This is a genomic window from Streptomyces sp. NPDC048441 (assembly GCF_043200235.1).
Taxonomy (GTDB): Bacteria; Actinomycetota; Actinomycetes; order Streptomycetales; family Streptomycetaceae; genus Streptomyces.
Window position 1 is genome coordinate 409,805 of the sequence record NZ_JBICXM010000004.1, and the last position, 16,618, is coordinate 426,422.

Annotated in this window: 15 protein-coding genes and 1 pseudogene; 15 read left to right on the top strand and 1 reads right to left on the bottom strand. The window is 69.5% G+C overall.

The genetic code is table 11. From position 1 onward, the window contains the following. Positions 1 to 320: 320 nt before the first annotated feature. Positions 321 to 935, top strand: a complete 615-nt coding sequence (gene rpsD / locus ACGFSB_RS13050; protein WP_249591119.1) for a 30S ribosomal protein S4 — start codon at positions 321 to 323, stop codon at positions 933 to 935. A gap of 22 nt (positions 936 to 957) precedes the next feature. Here the strand turns inward: rpsD and ACGFSB_RS13055 are convergent. Next, a pseudogene (locus ACGFSB_RS13055) lies at positions 958 to 3,103 on the bottom strand (ATP-binding protein). A gap of 160 nt (positions 3,104 to 3,263) precedes the next feature. Between ACGFSB_RS13055 and ACGFSB_RS13060 the strand changes: the two are divergent. From ACGFSB_RS13060 to nusB, 14 genes are all read left to right on the top strand, one after another. Continuing rightward, positions 3,264 to 3,713 (top strand): DUF948 domain-containing protein, encoded by a 450-nt coding sequence (locus ACGFSB_RS13060; protein WP_393397819.1) that lies wholly within the window; start codon positions 3,264 to 3,266, stop codon positions 3,711 to 3,713. A 7-nt stretch (positions 3,714 to 3,720) separates the two neighbouring features. Further along, positions 3,721 to 4,095 (top strand): DUF6167 family protein, encoded by a 375-nt coding sequence (locus ACGFSB_RS13065; RefSeq protein WP_393397821.1) that lies wholly within the window; start codon positions 3,721 to 3,723, stop codon positions 4,093 to 4,095. Continuing rightward, positions 4,095 to 6,764: an alanine--tRNA ligase gene (gene alaS / locus ACGFSB_RS13070; protein ID WP_393397823.1), complete on the top strand. Its 2,670-nt coding sequence runs from the start codon at positions 4,095 to 4,097 to the stop codon at positions 6,762 to 6,764. Before ACGFSB_RS13065 ends, alaS begins: the two co-directional genes overlap by 1 nt. Further along, on the top strand, positions 6,764 to 7,255 hold the full coding sequence (gene ruvX, locus ACGFSB_RS13075; protein WP_393397825.1) for a Holliday junction resolvase RuvX: 492 nt from the start codon (positions 6,764 to 6,766) through the stop codon (positions 7,253 to 7,255). Before alaS ends, ruvX begins: the two co-directional genes overlap by 1 nt. Positions 7,256 to 7,379: 124 nt before the next feature. Beyond that, complete coding sequence (gene mltG, locus ACGFSB_RS13080) at positions 7,380 to 9,131, top strand: endolytic transglycosylase MltG (protein WP_393397827.1); 1,752 nt, start codon at positions 7,380 to 7,382, stop codon at positions 9,129 to 9,131. Next, positions 9,131 to 9,961, top strand: coding sequence for a shikimate dehydrogenase (locus ACGFSB_RS13085; RefSeq protein WP_393397829.1), 831 nt, complete (start codon positions 9,131 to 9,133; stop codon positions 9,959 to 9,961). The genes mltG and ACGFSB_RS13085 overlap by 1 nt, the downstream gene beginning before the upstream one ends. Positions 9,962 to 10,003: 42 nt before the next feature. Continuing rightward, positions 10,004 to 10,207 (top strand): hypothetical protein, encoded by a 204-nt coding sequence (locus ACGFSB_RS13090; protein WP_393397831.1) that lies wholly within the window; start codon positions 10,004 to 10,006, stop codon positions 10,205 to 10,207. Between the two features lie 130 nt (positions 10,208 to 10,337). Continuing rightward, positions 10,338 to 11,522: a chorismate synthase gene (gene aroC / locus ACGFSB_RS13095; protein WP_393397833.1), complete on the top strand. Its 1,185-nt coding sequence runs from the start codon at positions 10,338 to 10,340 to the stop codon at positions 11,520 to 11,522. Then, complete coding sequence (locus ACGFSB_RS13100; RefSeq protein ID WP_393397835.1) at positions 11,519 to 12,034, top strand: shikimate kinase; 516 nt, start codon at positions 11,519 to 11,521, stop codon at positions 12,032 to 12,034. Before aroC ends, ACGFSB_RS13100 begins: the two co-directional genes overlap by 4 nt. Beyond that, positions 12,031 to 13,134 (top strand): 3-dehydroquinate synthase, encoded by a 1,104-nt coding sequence (gene aroB / locus ACGFSB_RS13105; protein ID WP_393397837.1) that lies wholly within the window; start codon positions 12,031 to 12,033, stop codon positions 13,132 to 13,134. Before ACGFSB_RS13100 ends, aroB begins: the two co-directional genes overlap by 4 nt. A gap of 161 nt (positions 13,135 to 13,295) precedes the next feature. After that, positions 13,296 to 14,216, top strand: a complete 921-nt coding sequence (locus tag ACGFSB_RS13110) for a Pro-rich N-terminal domain-containing protein (RefSeq protein WP_393397839.1) — start codon at positions 13,296 to 13,298, stop codon at positions 14,214 to 14,216. Positions 14,217 to 14,285: 69 nt separating this feature from the next. Further along, positions 14,286 to 15,392, top strand: a complete 1,107-nt coding sequence (locus ACGFSB_RS13115) for an aminopeptidase P family protein (RefSeq protein ID WP_393397841.1) — start codon at positions 14,286 to 14,288, stop codon at positions 15,390 to 15,392. Positions 15,393 to 15,450: 58 nt separating this feature from the next. Continuing rightward, on the top strand, positions 15,451 to 16,017 hold the full coding sequence (gene efp / locus ACGFSB_RS13120) for an elongation factor P (protein ID WP_393397843.1): 567 nt from the start codon (positions 15,451 to 15,453) through the stop codon (positions 16,015 to 16,017). A 2-nt stretch (positions 16,018 to 16,019) separates the two neighbouring features. Beyond that, complete coding sequence (gene nusB, locus ACGFSB_RS13125) at positions 16,020 to 16,454, top strand: transcription antitermination factor NusB (protein ID WP_393397845.1); 435 nt, start codon at positions 16,020 to 16,022, stop codon at positions 16,452 to 16,454. Positions 16,455 to 16,618: the final 164 nt, after the last annotated feature.

Here is a 16,618-nt window from a genome sequence, read left to right on the forward strand (position 1 = left end):
CCCGAAGTGCTGCGTCCCGTGTCCGGTCTCGTACCGGGCGCCACCAGAACGGGACATCCAGCCGGAGCCCCCGGACCTCACCGTCCAGGGACCTCCAGGAGCGTCGCGCACCGTCGAAGGTGTCGCGGGCAGCCCACCACCATCTCGTACTCCGGGAAGCGGTCGGTGGGCCACTCGCGTGCTGCACATAGTGCCCAGACCAGGGAGCGGCTGCCCGCCGGATCCAGCACCACCGGATCCGATGGGTTTCCCAGGCTGCGGATTGCGACCTCCCCTAACCCTGGTGAAGCCGATTTCACATTGAACAGAGAGGTTGGTTCATGCCGAACCAGTCCCGCCCCAAGGTCAAGAAGTCGCGTGCCCTCGGCATCGCGCTGACCCCGAAGGCCGTCAAGTACTTCGAGGCCCGCCCCTACCCGCCGGGCGAGCACGGCCGTGGGCGCAAGCAGAACTCGGACTACAAGGTCCGTCTGCTCGAGAAGCAGCGTCTGCGCGCGCAGTACGACATCAGCGAGAAGCAGATGGCCCGTGCCTACGACCGCGCCAAGAAGGCCGAAGGCAAGACCGGCGAGGCCCTGGTCATCGAGCTCGAGCGCCGTCTCGACGCCCTGATCCTTCGTTCGGGCATCGCCCGCACGATCTACCAGGCCCGTCAGATGGTCAGCCACGGCCACATCGAGGTCAACGGCGGCAAGGTCGACAAGCCGTCGTTCCGCGTCCGTCCCGACGACGTCGTGATGGTCCGCGAGCGCAGCCGCGAGAAGCCGCTGTTCGTGGTTTCGCGTGAGGGTGGCTTCGCCCCCGACGGCGAGATCCCGCGTTACCTCCAGGTGAACCTGAAGGCCCTGGCCTTCCGTCTGGACCGTGACCCGAACCGCAAGGAGATCCCCGTGATCTGCGACGAGCAGCTCGTCGTCGAGTACTACGCCCGCTGACCCGGACGTAGCTCTCCCTGCTTCAGCCCGTCGCCCGCCCTCCCTTCGTGGTGGGGCAGGCGGCGGGTTTTTGCGTTGCTCCGGGTGTCCGTGCGCAGGGCCCGGGACACCGCCGTGTCCGGATCGAGGCGAGCACCGGCGGCCAGGCACTCCTCGTAGCGCGCGTCGCCCAGCTGCTCCCTGGCCTGCGACTCGCACAGCGCATGCGGCCCGCCGAAGTGCGCGGAGCCGAACAGCGGCAGGCCCACCGACGGCCAGATGCGGGACGCGATGCCCTGAAGGACCGCGGCCTCGGCCGGGTCGCCGTCCGCCGCGGTGAACAGCGCGAGCAGCTCGATCGCGAGCACCGTGCCGAGCAGGTCGTGGAAGGCGTGGTCCAGAGACAGGCACCGCATGACCAGCTCACGGGCGCTCGCCGCGTCGCCGTGTGTCCAGGCCGCGTAGCCGAGGACATAGAGGGCGTACGCGAGAGTCCAGCGCTCGCCGTGGTCCTCGCAGACCTGACGTACGTCCTCGCAGAGCTCGACCGCGTCGGCGAGTTCGCCACGGAAGGCGAGCGCCATCGCCAGTTCGACCTGGCCCATCAGGACATTGCTGTTGAGCTCGCCGATCTCGCGGTACTGGTCGAGTGCCGAGCGCAGCAGGGTCTCGGCACGCGGCATGTCGTCGTTCAGCAGTGCGAGGCAGCCGATGCGGTGCACGGCGTAAGCGCCCGCGATGGCGCTGCCGGTACGTTCCGCCTCGTCCTTGCACTCTTGCAGCGCGGCGAGCGCGGCGACCGTGTCGCCCTGAAGGACCGCGACGTAGCCGAGCACCCAGAGCGCCTTCAGGCGGGAGTCGTCGTGGTCGCCGTCCAGGTCCAGAGCGCGGTCGAGCCAGTGCCGTCCCTCCGCGAGCCGCCCGCAGCCGACCCAGTAGAACCACAGGCTGCCCGCCAGATACTGGCCCAGATGTGCCTCGTCGGGCTCGGTCAGGCAGTACTCCAACGCGCCCCGCAAATTGGGTAGTTCACAGTCGATGAGCTCCGCGACCCGCGCCTGGCGCGGTGAGAACCAGTCGAGCTCGCAGTGGGTGGCGAGCCCCATGTACCAGTCGCGGTGGCGCCGCCGCATCCGGGCCGCGTCGCCCGTCGCCTCGAGCCAGTCGGCGCCGTACGCCCTGACCGTGTCGAGCATCCGGTAGCGGACGCCCGTCGGCCCGTCCTCGCGGGTCACCACGGACTGCGCGAGCAGCTCACCGAGTACGTCGAGCACGTCGTCGGCGTGCAGCCCGTTCCCGGAACAGATGTACTCGGCGGCCTCCAGGTCGAAAGGACCGCAGAACATCGAGAGCCGGGACCACAGAAGGCGTTCGCCCGCCGTGCACAGCTCATGGCTCCAGCCGATGGCCGTACGCAGGGTCTGATGCCGCGGCGGCACATCGCGACGGGTCCCCGTGAGCAGTCCGAAACGGTCGTCGAGCCGGTCGAGCAGCTGCGCCGGTGAGAGGGCCCGCAGCCGCCCCGCCGCCAGCTCCACCGCCAGCGGGATCCCGTCCAGGCGGCGGCACAGCTCCGCCACGTCGGACTCATTCTCCTCGTCGAGGGTGAAGCCCGGCAGGCCGGACGCCGCCCGGTCGGCGAAGAGCGCGGCGGCGTCGGGCGTGGGCAGCGGCGCGAGCGGGAGGATCCGCTCGCCGCCGGTGTCCAGCGGCCTGCGGCCCACGGCGAGGACCCGGAGGCCGGGGGAGCGGTGCAGCAGATCCCGCACCAGGGAGGCACACGCGTCCACCAGGTGCTCGAACCCGTCGATGACGAGCAGGACTTCCCGCTCCGCGAGATGGTCGAGCAGGACCTGGCGCGGTGCCCGTGGCGTGTGGTCCGTAAGTCGCAGCGCTTCGGCGACCGCGTGCTCGACCAGGTCCGGATCCCGTACGGCGGCCAGCTCCACCAGCCAGGCACCGTCGTACGGCTGGTCACGGGCGGCGGCCCGAAGGGCGAGGCGCGACTTCCCGACGCCCCCGACACCGGTCACCGTGATCAGGCGTCCGGCGGCCAACGCGGCGGACAGATCAGTGAGTTCGGCACCGCGCCCCACGAAGGCGTTGAGCTCCAGGGGGAGGTTGCCGGGTCTCGGCGGGCGGGCGGGGGAGTCGTGCCGACCGCTACCGGTGCCCTGATCGCGTCGCATGAGATACGGAGCGTACTCATCCATAAGCACTCCGTACAATCACTTCTGGCAACTCCCTTGATCGCGCGCGGTAATGCGGTACGGACCCTTCGCCACGGCGCGATAGGGTCGGAGGACGACTTTTCGATGTTCAGGGCCGATATTCAGGGAGCGGTGCACAGTGTCCGGTGGAGAGGTGGCCGGGATTCTGGTGGCCGTCTTCTGGGCGATCCTGGTCTCCTTCCTGGCCGTGGTGCTGGTGAGGCTGGCGCAGACGCTCAGGGCGACCACCAAGCTCGTCGCGGAAGTGACCGAGCAGGCCGTCCCGCTCCTCGCGGACGCCTCCACCGCGGTGCGCTCGGCGCAGACCCAGATCGACCGGGTCGACTCCATCGCGTCGGACGTCCAGGAAGTCACGTCGAACGCGTCGGCGCTCTCCACGACGGTGGCCTCCACCTTCGGCGGGCCCCTCGTCAAGGTCGCGGCGTTCGGCTACGGGGTGCGCAGGGCCCTGGGCCGCAAGGCAGCACCCGAAACAAACAATGTGCCCCAGGCACCCTCCCGACGTACCGTGATCGTGGGGCGCACGGTCCCCTCCGCGCGGCGGCGGGGCAAGCGGAAGAAGGACTGACGCAGCGATGTTCCGCCGTACGTTCTGGTTCACCGCGGGCGCCGCTGCCGGTGTGTGGGCCACCACCAAAGTCAATCGCAAGATCAAGCAGCTGACCCCCGAGAGCCTCGCGGCGCAGGCCGCGAACAAGGCGCTCGAGGCAGGTCACAAGCTCAAGGACTTCGCTCTCGACGTCCGCGACGGAATGGCCCAGCGCGAGGCCGAACTGGGCGAGGCCCTCGGCCTCGAAGCCCCGGTCGACCCCGAACTCCCCGGGCAGCGCACGGTCGTCGTGGCCATCGAGAACGGCAAGACCAGCAAGAGCAGTAAGACCGACAAGCACAAGCAGGGCAAGTACCTCTCGAAGTCGAAGTACTCGTACAACCGGAATGAGGACCACTGATGGAGTCGGCTGAAATTCGTCGCCGCTGGCTGAGCTTCTTCGAGGAGCGCGGTCACACCGTCGTCCCTTCGGCGTCGCTCATCGCGGACGACCCGACTCTGCTCCTCGTCCCCGCGGGCATGGTGCCCTTCAAGCCCTACTTCCTGGGTGAGGTCAAGCCGCCGTTCTCGCGCGCCACGAGCGTGCAGAAGTGCGTGCGTACGCCGGACATCGAAGAGGTCGGCAAGACCACGCGGCACGGCACGTTCTTCCAGATGTGCGGCAACTTCTCCTTCGGTGACTACTTCAAGGAAGGCGCCATCAAGTACGCCTGGGAGCTGCTCACCAGCTCCGTGGCGGACGGCGGCTTCGGCCTCGACCCCGAGCGCCTCTGGGTGACGGTCTACCTCGACGACGACGAGGCCGAGACCATCTGGCGCGAGAAGGTGGGCGTCCCCGCCGAGCGCATCCAGCGCCTGGGCAAGAAGGACAACTACTGGTCCATGGGCGTCCCCGGACCCTGCGGCCCCTGCTCCGAGATCAACTACGACCGCGGCCCCGAGTTCGGCGTCGAGGGCGGCCCCGCCGTCAACGACGAGCGCTACGTGGAGATCTGGAACCTGGTCTTCATGCAGTACGAGCGCGGCGAGGGCACCTCGAAGGAGGACTTCGAGATCCTCGGCGATCTGCCCAGCCAGAACATCGACACGGGCCTCGGCCTCGAGCGCCTCGCCATGATCCTCCAGGGCGTACAGAACATGTACGAGACCGACACCCTGCGCGTCGTCATGGACAAGGCCACCGAGCTGACCGGCGTGCGGTACGGCGCCGAGCAGGGCTCGGACGTCTCCCTGCGCGTGGTCGCCGACCACATGCGTACGTCCGTGATGCTCATCGGCGACGGCGTCACGCCGGGCAACGAAGGCCGCGGCTACGTCCTGCGCCGCATCATGCGCCGCGCCATCCGCAACATGCGGCTGATGGGCGCCACCGGCCCGGTCGCCCTGGAGCTCGTCGACACGGTCATCAAGTCGATGGGCGAGCAGTACCCCGAGCTCAAGACCGACCGTAAGCGCATCGAGACCGTTGCCCTCGCCGAAGAGGCCGCCTTCCTCAAGGCCCTCAAGGGCGGCACGAACATCCTCGACACCGCCGTCACGGAGACCAAGGCCGGCGGCGGCAAGGTCCTCTCCGGCGACAAGGCGTTCCTGCTCCACGACACCTGGGGCTTCCCGATCGACCTCACCCTGGAGATGGCCGCCGAACAGGGCCTCTCCGTGGACGAGGCCGGCTTCCGGCGCCTGATGAAGGAGCAGCGGGAGCGCGCCAAGGCCGACGCCCAGGCCAAGAAGACCGGCCACGCGAACCTCGGCGCCTACCGCGAGATCGTCGACGCCTCGGGAACCACGGACTTCACCGGCTACACCCTCACCGAGAACGAGGCCGCGATCGTCGGTCTCCTGGTCAACGGAGTCTCGTCCCCGGCCGCCCGCGAGGGCGACGAGGTCGAGGTCGTCCTGGACCGCACCCCCTTCTATGCCGAGGGCGGCGGCCAGATCGCCGACTCCGGCCGGATCCGGCTCGACAGCGGCGCCGTCGTCGAGATCCGCGATGTGCAGAAGCCGGTCCCCGGCGTGCACGTGCACAAGGGTGTCGTCCAGGTCGGCGAGATCACCGTCGGCGACCAGGTCTGGGCCTCGATCGACGTGCACCGCCGTCGTGCCATCGCCCGCGCCCACTCCGCCACGCACCTCACGCACCAGGCGCTGCGCGACGCTCTGGGCCCGACGGCCGCCCAGGCCGGTTCCGAGAACCAGCCGGGCCGCTTCCGCTTCGACTTCGGCTCCCCGTCGGCCGTGCCCACGGCGGTCATGACGGACGTAGAGCAGAAGATCAACGAAGTCCTCGCCCATGAACTCGATGTGCAGGCCGAGGTCATGTCGATCGACGAGGCCAAGAAGCAGGGCGCCATCGCCGAGTTCGGCGAGAAGTACGGCGAGCGCGTCCGTGTCGTCACCATTGGAGACTTCTCCAAGGAGCTGTGCGGCGGCACGCACGTCCACAACACCGCCCAGCTGGGCCTTGTGAAGCTGCTCGGCGAGTCCTCCATCGGCTCCGGTGTGCGCCGTATCGAGGCCCTGGTAGGCGTCGACGCCTACAACTTCCTGGCCAAGGAGCACACGGTCGTCGCCCAGCTCCAGGAGCTGGTCAAGGGCCGTTCCGATGAGCTGCCCGAGAAGGTCTCCGCCATGCTCGGCAAGCTGAAGGACGCCGAGAAGGAGATCGAGAAGTTCCGCGCGGAGAAGGTCCTTGCGGCCGCCGCCGGTCTTGTCGAATCCGCCAAGGACGTACGCGGCGTCGCCCTCGTCACCGGTCAGGTGCCGGACGGCACGGGCGCCGACGACCTGCGCAGGCTTGTCCTCGACGTACGCGGCCGCATCCAGGGCGACCGCCCGGCCGTCGTGGCTCTCTTCACCACGGCGGGCGGCCGCCCGCTGACGGTCATCGCCACGAACGAAGCCGCCCGCGAGCGCGGCCTCAAGGCAGGCGACCTCGTCCGTACGGCCGCCAAGACCCTCGGTGGCGGTGGCGGCGGCAAGCCGGATGTCGCCCAGGGCGGCGGCCAGAACGCCGCGGCCATCGGCGACGCCATGGCCGCCGTCGAGCGCCTCGTCACCGAGACGGCCTGATGTCGGACTCCGACTCCGCAGGGGGGATGCGCCGCGGCCGTCGCCTCGCGATCGACGTCGGTGACGCCCGGATCGGGGTCGCGTCGTGCGACCCCGACGGGATCCTCGCCACTCCGGTGGAGACGGTGCCCGGACGCGATGTCCCGGCCGCCCAGCGGCGGTTGAAGCAGCTCGTCGACGAGTACGAACCGATCGAGATCGTCGTCGGTCTCCCTCGCTCCCTGAACGGGGGCGAGGGCCCGGCGGCCGCCAAGGTCCGCGCGTTCACACAGGACCTCGCCCGCTTGGTCGCCCCCATTTCGGTGCGGCTCGTGGACGAGAGGATGACCACAGTGACGGCCAGTCAGGGGCTGCGCGCCTCGGGCGTGAAGTCCAAAAAGGGCAGGTCTGTCATCGATCAGGCGGCGGCCGTCATCATCCTTCAGCAGGCCCTGGAGTCCGAACGGGCGTCAGGTAAAGCTCCGGGCGAGGGCGTCGAAGTGGTCATCTGATCGCGATACGGTAACGTTCCGCGCGATGCGGCGGTGTTCGAACAGCTGCCGCACAGCATCAAGAGGCGGAACGGTTGCCCTCCTATCCAGTCGGTAGCCCCGCCTCGCGGCTTGTAGGGGATCGATGACTGAGTATGGCCGGGGCCCAGGCTCCGAACCGTGGCATCCCGAGGACCCGTTGTACGGGGACGGCGGATGGGGAGGACAGCAGGCCGCGAGCGGCCCGTCCCCCTACGGCGGCCAGGGGCAGTACCACCCTCAGCAGCCGCAGCACCCTCAGCAGCAGTCCCAGTACGACGACTGGAACACGGGCCAGCAGCAGGCCTACGGTCAGCAGTACGGCGGGCACGCCGGTCAGCAGCAGTACAACGGCGGCCCCGAACAGCAGTACAACGGCGGTCCGGAGCAGCAGTACAACGGTGGTCCGGAGCAGCAGTACAACGGAGGCCCGGACCAGTACAACGGCGGCTGGGACACCGGTCAGCACGGCCATGTCCCGCACGCCGCCGACCCGTCGGACCCCTATGGCCACCAGCAGGGTGCTTACGGCGCGGAGAGCCCGGACTACTACGGCACTCCCGACGCGTACCCCCCGCCGGAGCCGCCAGGCCGCCGCCGTCCCGCCCCTGAGCCGAAGCAGGACTGGGATCCGGGCCCGGACCAGGGTGAGCACGCCTTCTTCTCGGGCGCTGACGACGATGACGACGAGTACGACGACGACGAGCCGGGGCGCCGTGGTGGCCGCGGGGACCGTCGCGGCGGCCGTGGCGGCAAGAAGCCGAAGAAGCGCCGCAGTGGCTGCGCCTGCCTGGTCGTCACGCTGGTGTTCGCCGGCGGGCTCGGCGGGGTCGGCTATTTCGGCTACCAGTTCTACCAGGACCGATTCGGCACGTCGCCCGATTACGCGGGCGAGGGAACCGGAACCGCCACCGTGGAAATCCCGAAGGATTCCGGTGGCTATGTGATCGGGCAGAAACTGAAGGAGGCCGGGGTCGTCAAGAGCGTGGACGCTTTTGTCTCCGCGCAGGCGCAGAACCCCAAGGGCGATTTCATTCAGCCGGGCATCTACGTCATGAAGAAGGAAATGTCGGCACAGAGTGCCGTCGAGCTGATGCTCAGCCCGAAGAGCCGCAATAACCTCATCATTCCCGAGGGTAGGCGCAACTCGTGGGTATACGCGCAGATCGATACGCGTCTGAAGCTCGACAAGGGCACCACCAAGGGCATCGCCGAGAAGAAATGGAAGACTCTCGGACTTCCTGACTGGGCGATGACGAACATGAGCAAGGACGTCAAGGACCCGCTGGAAGGCTTCCTCTACCCCTCCAGCTATCCCGTCGCGAAGGGCCAGAAGCCCGAGGACGTCCTCAAGAAGATGGTCGCCCAAGCCACCGAGAAGTACGACGAGTTGGGGCTCGAGGCGAAGGCCAAGGAGCTGAACCTGAAGGATCCGCTCCAGGTGCTCACCGTGGCGAGCCTGGTCCAGGTGGAGGGCAAGTACAAGCACGACTTCGTGAAGGTCGCGAGGGTCGTCTACAACCGCCTCAAGCCGAACAACACCGAAACCTACGGTCTTCTGGACTTCGACTCGACGGTGAATTACCTCAGGGGCGAGTCCAAGCTGGCGACGGGATCGGTCGACGATCTCCGTAAGCTCAACGACCCGTACAACACGTACAAGATCAAGGGCCTGCCCCCCGGCCCGATCAGCAACCCGGGTGATGTGGCGCTGAAGTCGGCGATGAATCCTGCCAAGGGGAATTGGTACTACTTCGTCTCGGTCAGCGAGGATCAGACGCTCTTCGCCGAGACCAACGAAGAGCAGAACCGGAACCGTAAGAAGTACGAGGAAAACCTGAAGGAAAACGACGGATAATGAGCGGGCAGAATCGCCGGGCGGCAGTTCTCGGTTCCCCCATCGCCCACTCGCTCTCCCCGGTGCTGCACCGCGCCGCATACGGGGAGCTGGGCCTGATCGACTGGACGTACGACCTCTTCGATGTCGACGAGGCCGCGCTGCCCGGCTTTCTGGCGGACCTCGGCCCCGACTGGGCCGGGCTCTCGCTGACGATGCCGCTCAAGCGTGCGGTGATCCCGCTGCTCGATGAGATCAGTGAGACCGCCGCTTCAGTGGAGGCCGTCAACACCGTCGTCCTCACGGACGACGGCCGCCGTGTCGGCGACAACACCGACATCCCCGGCATGGTCGCGGCCCTGCGTGAACGCGGTATCGAGGAGGTCGAGTCGGCCGCGATCCTCGGCGCGGGCGCCACCGCGTCGTCCGCGCTCGCCGCGCTCGCGCGGATCTGTACGGGGGAGGTCGTCGCGTACGTACGCAGCGAGGCCCGAGCCGCGGAGATGCGGGAGTGGGGCCAGCGGCTCGACGTCGAGGTGCGGACGGCGGACTGGGCGGACGCCAAGGAGGCGCTGAGCGCGCCCCTGGTGATCGCCACGACCCCGGCAGGCGCGACCGATGCTCTGTCGGCGGCCGTGCCCGAGCGGCCCACGACCCTCTTCGACGTGCTCTACGACCCCTGGCCCACCGCTCTCGCGGCCCGCTGGTCGGCGTACGGCGGGGCGGTCGTCAGCGGTCTCGACCTGCTGGTGCACCAGGCGGTGCTGCAGGTCGAGCAGATGACGGGGCGTACTCCTGCACCGCTCGGCGCGATGCGGAAAGCCGGGGAACGCGCGCTCGAAGGGCGTTAGGCTCGACTCCGTTCTTGATCAACTACGGGAGAGTGCGTTGTCATGGCTGCGCCGAGTGTTATGTCCGGGGTGCCTCTGGCCTCGGGCAAGGGAGATCTGTTCGAGGCCTTCATCCGGGTCCTGCCGTTCAGATTCATGCCCGGCTGGATGCAGTTGACGGCCCTCGGGGCCATCGCCGCGATCGTCGTCACCGCTTGGAGCATCAGACGCAAGCGCAGGAGCGCGGCCGGCAAGGCGGCCGGGTGACCGGGGCCGTCCGGCTGGTGGACCTGGCGCCGGGTCCTGTGGCCCGGCGTGGGAGGATCAGGGATGGCGGGCTCGGGCCGCGCACCCGGTCGCGCCATCGCAGTTCCAGGCGCGAGCATGAGGAGCACCGTTGAGCAGGTTGCGTTGGCTGACCGCGGGAGAGTCCCACGGACCCGCACTTGTCGCGACGCTGGAGGGTCTTCCCGCCGGCGTGCCGATCACCACGGAGATGGTCGCGGACCATCTGGCCCGGCGGCGTCTGGGTTATGGGCGCGGCGCGCGGATGAAGTTCGAGCGTGACGAGGTCACCTTCCTCGGCGGCGTCCGGCACGGTCTGACCATGGGCTCGCCGATCGCGATCATGGTGGGCAACACCGAGTGGCCCAAGTGGGAGCAGGTCATGTCGGCCGACCCGGTCGACCCCGAGATCCTCGCCGACCTGGCCCGCAACGCCCCGCTGACCCGCCCCCGGCCCGGCCACGCGGACCTCGCGGGGATGCAGAAGTACGGCTTCGACGAGGCCAGGCCGATCCTGGAGCGCGCCTCCGCCCGCGAGACCGCGGCCCGCGTCGCGCTCGGCGCGGTGGCCCGCTCGTACCTGAAGGAGACGGCCGGGATCGAGATCGTCAGCCACGTCACCGAGCTGGCGGCGGCGAAGGCGCCCTACGGCGTCTACCCCACCCCGGCCGATGTCGAGAAGCTCGACGCCGACCCGGTGCGCTGCCTGGACGCGGACGCGAGCAAGGCGATGGTCGCCGAGATCGACCAGGCCCACAAAGACGGCGACACCCTCGGTGGCGTGGTCGAGGTCCTCGCGTACGGGGTGCCCGTGGGCCTCGGCTCGCACGTGCACTGGGACCGGCGGCTCGACGCGCGGCTGGCCGCCGCGCTCATGGGCATCCAGGCCATCAAGGGCGTCGAGGTCGGCGACGGCTTCGACCTCGCGCGGGTGCCGGGCTCCAAGGCGCACGACGAGATCGTCTCCACCGAGGACGGCATCAGGCGCACATCGGGCCGTTCCGGCGGCACCGAGGGCGGTCTGACCACCGGTGAACTGCTGCGTGTGCGTGCCGCGATGAAGCCCATCGCGACCGTGCCGCGCGCGCTCGCCACCATCGACGTCGCCACCGGTGAGGCCACCAAGGCCCACCACCAGCGCTCCGACGTGTGTGCGGTCCCGGCCGCGGGAATCGTGGCCGAGGCGATGGTCGCGCTGACCCTGGCCGACGCCGTCGCCGAGAAGTTCGGCGGCGACAGCGTGCCCGAGACCCGGCGGAACGTGACCTCGTACCTCGACAACCTGCAGATCCGGTGACCGGCCCGCAGATCGTTCTGGTCGGGCCGATGGGCGTGGGCAAGTCGACGGTGGGCGCGCTGCTCGCCGAGCGCCTCGGCACCGTCTACCGGGACACCGACGCCGACATCGTGGCCGCACAGGGGCGGGAGATCGCGGACATCTTCGTGGACGAGGGTGAGCCGCACTTCCGTGACCTCGAGCGGGAGGCTGTGCGTACGGCGCTTGCCGAGCACGAGGGGATCCTCGCTCTCGGCGGGGGCTCGATCCTCGACGAGTCGACCCGCGCGCTCCTCGCCCCGCACCCCGTCGTCTACCTCTCGATGGACGTCGAAGAGGCGGTCAAGCGCACCGGCCTGAACGTCGCGCGCCCACTGCTCGCGGTCAACCCGCGCAAGCAGTGGCGCGAACTGATGGACGCCCGCCGCCACCTCTACGCCGAAGTCGCCCGCGCCGTCGTCGCCACCGACGACCGCACCCCCGAAGAGGTCGCCCAAGCGGTCCTCGACGCACTGGAGTTGAAGGAAGCATGACGGAGAGCACGGGGCAGGCGCCCACCCGCATCCAGGTCGGCGGCACCGCGGGCACCGAACCGTACGAGGTTCTCGTCGGACGCCAGCTCCTGGGTGAGCTGCCAGGACTGATCGGTGAGCGCACCAAGCGCGTCGCGATCATCCACCCGGAGGCGCTCGCCGACACCGGCGACGCGCTGCGTGAGGACCTGGCGGGCCAGGGCTTCGAGGTCGTCGCCATCCAGGTGCCGAACGCCGAGGAGGCCAAGACCGCCGAGGTCGCCGCGTACTGCTGGAAGGCTCTCGGCCAGTCCGGCTTCACCCGCAGCGACATCATCATCGGTGTCGGCGGCGGAGCCACCACGGACCTCGCCGGATTCGTGGCCGCGACCTGGCTGCGCGGGGTCCGCTGGATCGCCGTGCCGACCACCGTGCTCGGCATGGTGGACGCCGCGGTCGGCGGGAAGACCGGCATCAACACCGCCGAGGGCAAGAACCTGGTGGGCTCCTTCCACCCGCCCACGGGCGTCCTGTGCGACCTGGCCGCGCTCGACTCGCTGCCGGTCAACGACTTCGTGTCGGGCCTCGCGGAGATCATCAAGGCCGGTTTCATCGCCGACCCGGCGATCCTCGAACTCATCGAGGAGGACCCGCAGGCGGCGCGCAGCCCGCAGGGCCCGCACACGGCCGAGCTGATCGAGCGCTCCATCAAGGTCAAGGCCGAGGTCGTCTCCGGCGACCTCAAGGAGTCGGGCCTGCGCGAGATCCTCAACTACGGCCACACCCTCGCCCACGCCATCGAGAAGAACGAGCGCTACAAGTGGAGGCACGGCGCCGCGGTCTCCGTGGGCATGGCCTTCGCGGCCGAACTCGGCCGCCTCGCCGGGCGTCTGGACGACGCGACCGCCGACCGGCACCGCGCCGTCCTGGAGTCGGTGGGCCTGCCCCTGAGCTACCGCTACGACCAGTGGCCCAAGCTCCTGGAGACCATGAAGGTCGACAAGAAGTCCCGCGGTGACCTGCTGCGCTTCATCGTCCTCGACGGCCTCGGCAAGCCGACCGTCCTGGAGGGCCCCGACCCGGCGGTGCTGCTCGCCGCGTACGGCGAAGTGGCGAAGTAGCGCTCGAGCAGCCGCGCATCGGCACACCAGAACAAGCCACGGGCACCTAGCCGCCTCCCCGGCCGTTCACACAACGTCGGCCGGGGACGGTACCGTTCGGTAACGGGTGGCCCCGGCCGCCGCCCGACCAGCGTCAGTCGCACGAGACGGAGTGGCACCGGATGCAGCACGCAGTGGGGTCTCCGCTGCCGCCGCCCCATCAGCCGGGGCACGGACCGGCCACCGGCTGGTCCCCGGCCGCACATCACCCGAGCGGTCCGCCGCAGGGTGGAGCGCCGGGCGGCGCACCGCTTCCCGCGCCAGGCTTCGCCGGCGCCCCGCACCCACCCGGCACTGCCCCGCACCAGGGCACTGCCCCGCACCAGGGTGCGGCCCCACAGCAGGGTGCGGTCCCGCACCACCTCAACGCCACCGGCGCCCCTGTGCCCCCGACCCCGGACACGACGGGCCATATCCAACTGCCGCCCGGCGGCCCCGTCGCCATGCCGAGCCCGCCGCTCGGCACGGCCCGTGCGGACACCGGTGGCACCACGCTCGCCGTCCTCCTGATCGGCCCGGCGGGCGCGGGCAAGACGAGCGTCGCCAAGTTCTGGGCGGAGCACCGTCGCGTACCGACGGCCCACATCAGCCTCGATGACGTACGCGAATGGGTGCGCTCGGGCTTCGCCGACCCCCAGTCGGGCTGGAACGACCACTCGGAAGCGCAGTACCGCCTGGCCCGCCGCACCTGCGGCTTCGCCGCACGGAACTTCCTCGCCAACGGCATCTCGTGCGTCCTCGACGACGCGGTCTTCCCCGACCGCCCGGTCGTCGGCCTCGGCGGCTGGAAGCGCCACGTGGGCCCAGGCCTCCTGCCGGTGGTCCTGCTGCCCGGCCTGGAGATCGTCCTGGAGCGCAACGCGGAGCGCAGGGGCAACCGCCGCCTCACGGACGAGGAAGTGGCCCGCATCCACGGCCGTATGGCCGGCTGGTACGGCTCGGGCCTGCCCATCATCGACAACTCCCAACTGGACGTTCCCGCCACGGCACGGGTCCTCGACGACGTCCTCGCCCGCTCCATCGCGAGCCCGCCGCAGTGGTAAGAGGTGCGACGCCGCCCGGTCGGACGCGCTGACCGGGCGGCGTCGGTCCCGCGCTCATAGGCTCGTCCCATGTCAGAGGTGTACGCGGCCCGCCGTGAGCGGCTGAGGGAGCGTTGTACCGCGGGCGGCAGCGCGTCGGCGTTGGTGTCCCGTCCGGCCAACGTGCGGTATCTCGCGGGAGCGGCGCCCCGGGGCGCCGTGCTGCTCCTGGGCAGGGGCGAAGACCAGTTGCTGTGCCGTGGGCCGCTCGGTGACGAGCAGGGCGATGGCCGGCCCGATGAGGCGCTGCGGGTGCAGCTCCTGGACGGGGCCGGTGGTGATCCCGCCGTCGCGGGGGCCGATCTGGCGGCCTTGCAGGGCGCCGATTCGCTCGCGGTCGAGGAGCATCACCTGACCGTCGCCCGGCATCGCGCGATCGGGTCCGTCGCGCCGCGGCTGCGCCTCGCGGATCTCGGCGGAGCGGTCGAGCAGTTGCGGCTCGTCAAGGACGAGGAGGAGATCTCCTGTCTGCGGATCGGCTCCGAGATCGCCGACCAGGCGCTCGGCGAGCTGCTCGAGTCGATTCTGGTGGGGCGCACGGAACGTCATCTCGCTCTTGAACTGGAGCGCAGGCTCGTGGATCACGGAGCGGACGGGCCCGCCTTCGCCACCTCCGTCGGCACCGGACCGAATTCCGGGCGGGGTGCCCACCGGCCGTCGGACCGGCGGGTGGAGGAAGGAGATTTCCTCTCCGTGTGCCTGGGCGCCAGCTATCGCGGTTATCGTTGCGAGATCGGGCGTACGTTCGTCATCGGTACGTCTCCCGCGGACTGGCAGATCGAGTTGTACGACCTCGTCTTCGCCGCTCAGCGGGCGGGCAGGGAGGCTCTCGCTCCGGGCGCCGCCTACCGTGACATCGACCGCGCGGCACGCCACGTACTGGACTCCGCGGGGTATGCGGACGGCCTTCCTCCGCTGATGGGACACGGGGTGGGGCTCGAAATCGACGAGGACCCGCAGCTGGCGCCCGCGGCCATGGGTAAACTGGACGCTTGCGTGCCGGTCACCGTCGAACCGGGGGTTCACCTCCCGGGGCGGGGTGGTGTCCGGATCGATGACACGCTCGTCGTGCGCCCCGAGGCGGACGGCGGACCCGAGCTACTCACCATCACGACCAAGGAACTGCTCGCGCTCTAGCTTCGAGCTGTGCGCGTGCGCCGGGGTCGTCCACGTCAGTCCAGGAGATTCCGCAACCGTGGCTTCCACGAACGACCTCAAGAACGGCCTGGTGCTCAAGCTCGACGGGGGCCAGCTCTGGTCCGTCGTCGAGTTCCAGCACGTCAAGCCCGGCAAGGGCCCTGCCTTTGTGCGCACCAAGCTCAAGAACGTGATGTCCGGCAAGGTGGTCGACAAGACCTTCAACGCCGGCGTCAAGGTCGAGACGGCCACGATCGACAAGCGCGACATGCAGTTCTCCTACATGGACGGCGACTACTTCGTCTTCATGGACATGGAGACGTACGACCAGCTGCACGTCGACCGCAAGTCCGTCGGTGACGCCGCCAACTTCCTGATCGAGGGCTTCACGGCCTCGGTCGCGCAGCACGAGGGCGAAGTCCTCTTCGTCGAGCTGCCCGCCGCCGTCGAGCTGGTCATCCAGGAGACCGAGCCCGGCGTCCAGGGCGACCGCTCCACCGGCGGCACCAAGCCCGCGACGCTGGAGACCGGCCACCAGATCAACGTGCCGCTCTTCATCACCACCGGCGAGAAGATCAAGGTCGACACCCGTGACAGCGGCTACCTCGGCCGGGTGAACAGCTAACCGTGGCTGCTCGTAATACGGCCCGCAAGCGCGCCTTCCAGATCCTTTTCGAGGCCGACCAGCGTGGCGCGGACGTAGTGACGGTCCTCGCGGACTGGGTGCGCCACTCGCGGACCGATACCCGGCAGCCGCCGGTGAGCGAGTTCACGATGGAGCTGGTCGAGGGGTACGCGAACCACGCGCGCCACATCGACGAGTTGATCTCGCAGTACGCCGTCGGGTGGACACTGGACAGGATGCCGGTCGTCGACCGCAACATCCTGCGGCTCGGTGCCTATGAGCTGGTCTGGGTCGACGAGACGCCGGACGCCGTGGTCCTCGACGAGGCTGTGCAGCTCGCCAAGGAGTTCTCCACGGACGAGTCGCCGTCCTTCGTGAACGGCCTTCTCGGCCGATTCAAGGACCTGAAGCCGGGTCTGCGCCGCGACGAGGCGTAAGACCGGCTCCACAAAGGCTCCACAGCCGCTCAGAGGGCCCGCAGCGACGCGCTGCGGGCCCTCTGGCGTGTCCTGGGGCTCCGGGGGCCTTTGTGGTCTCCCGAGGGCTCACGGGCGAACGCAGAACGCCGGGGTGGCTGGAACCGATCGGTTCCAGCCACCCA

Coding starts and splice junctions, on each gene's coding strand:
- rpsD (WP_249591119.1), top strand. CDS start 321: ATGCCGAACCAGTCCCGCCCCAAGGTCAAGAAGTCGCGTGCCCTCGGC.
- ACGFSB_RS13065 (WP_393397821.1), top strand. CDS start 3,721: ATGTTCCGCCGTACGTTCTGGTTCACCGCGGGCGCCGCTGCCGGTGTG.
- alaS (WP_393397823.1), top strand. CDS start 4,095: ATGGAGTCGGCTGAAATTCGTCGCCGCTGGCTGAGCTTCTTCGAGGAG.
- ruvX (WP_393397825.1), top strand. CDS start 6,764: ATGTCGGACTCCGACTCCGCAGGGGGGATGCGCCGCGGCCGTCGCCTC.
- mltG (WP_393397827.1), top strand. CDS start 7,380: ATGACTGAGTATGGCCGGGGCCCAGGCTCCGAACCGTGGCATCCCGAG.
- ACGFSB_RS13085 (WP_393397829.1), top strand. CDS start 9,131: ATGAGCGGGCAGAATCGCCGGGCGGCAGTTCTCGGTTCCCCCATCGCC.
- ACGFSB_RS13090 (WP_393397831.1), top strand. CDS start 10,004: ATGGCTGCGCCGAGTGTTATGTCCGGGGTGCCTCTGGCCTCGGGCAAG.
- aroB (WP_393397837.1), top strand. CDS start 12,031: ATGACGGAGAGCACGGGGCAGGCGCCCACCCGCATCCAGGTCGGCGGC.
- ACGFSB_RS13110 (WP_393397839.1), top strand. CDS start 13,296: ATGCAGCACGCAGTGGGGTCTCCGCTGCCGCCGCCCCATCAGCCGGGG.
- ACGFSB_RS13115 (WP_393397841.1), top strand. CDS start 14,286: ATGTCAGAGGTGTACGCGGCCCGCCGTGAGCGGCTGAGGGAGCGTTGT.